A 523-nucleotide genomic window follows, 5' to 3' on the forward strand; every position below is an offset into this window, starting at 1 on the left:
GAATGCAATGATCGCGGTGTTCGAGGAAATCACGCTCCCCGCGGAAAGGATCTTCCATCAACAGGTTCTGGAATTGCTCACAATTCATGGTGGTATGTTCCGGCTGCAGTTAGTATTAACCAAGCGTGTCTTCGGCCTCGTGATAGATTTTGGGACATCCCAGTCCCCAAAATCGACTCGGCCTTTGACAACCTATTGGTGCCCCAGCCGTCCTGGTCACCCAGCACTACGCAACAACTTCGCAAGCTCGTTGCTGCTCCGTACTTGGCTCCCAATGACTGGACGCCGCGTTCGGAGACCTACTTTGTTTTCCCTCTGGCGCAAGGCACGCCGGGAAAACAGTGCGGCCTCGCGGCTACTGGGGTCTACCAGCCTTCGCTTCGCTCTCCATGGCTGGCAGCGCCGGCAACCAAATATATCGCCCTCAGCAGCCCTGTCTGCGCTGGTGGCAAGGCATCAATACGCTGCTGTAGTCATTCTACAGCAAGTGTTGATAACGCAGCCCACCAGCGCAGACAGGGCG

General features: G+C 56.4%; 1 protein-coding gene. It reads left to right on the forward strand.

Annotated features, from left to right (window positions below):
* Nucleotides 1-139 precede the first annotated feature (139 nt).
* A partial coding sequence (locus ACOCD2_RS26035) for a hypothetical protein (RefSeq protein ID WP_419588824.1) occupies nt 140-523 on the forward strand: 384 nt, incomplete at its 3' end.

Source organism: Thiolapillus sp., assembly GCF_048562965.1.
Lineage (GTDB): Bacteria > Pseudomonadota > Gammaproteobacteria > Chromatiales > Chromatiaceae > Thiolapillus > Thiolapillus brandeum_A.